Below are 287 nucleotides of genomic sequence, written 5' to 3'. Positions count from 1 at the left end.
ACCGGGTTGTGAATATTGATCTGCGGTAGCGGTAAAAAAGTCACTATCTCCAGTTGAGACGGTGCGAATATTTAAAAACTCACCACTCTGAAGCTTTTCTGCTGCATCTTGAAAGGTAGATAAACTACTTTTCAAGGTGCCCATAGCAGAGACCTTAGCCTCTATTTTAGTTTCTGTTTCAGTAAATAATGCCTCTTTGGGTGCTTTCTCAGCATCAACAAGCACACTGACGATATTTGTAATATCAAGACCTGAACCAATACCTGTAGCTGTTAATGCCATAACCT

Annotated in this window: 1 protein-coding gene; it reads right to left on the bottom strand. The window is 40.4% G+C overall.

Going from position 1 to position 287, the window contains the following annotated elements; all coding sequences use genetic code 11:
* Positions 1-287 (bottom strand): flagellar cap protein FliD N-terminal domain-containing protein (locus AAEY88_RS12915; RefSeq protein WP_350563029.1); only part of this gene is annotated, 287 nt, incomplete at both ends.

It is taken from the genome of Psychrobacter sp. CAL346-MNA-CIBAN-0220, from assembly GCF_040309805.1.
Taxonomy (GTDB): Bacteria; Pseudomonadota; Gammaproteobacteria; order Pseudomonadales; family Moraxellaceae; genus Psychrobacter.
The sequence above is the reverse complement of the archived record's forward strand: the minus strand, read 5'-3'. Positions and strand labels throughout refer to the sequence as shown.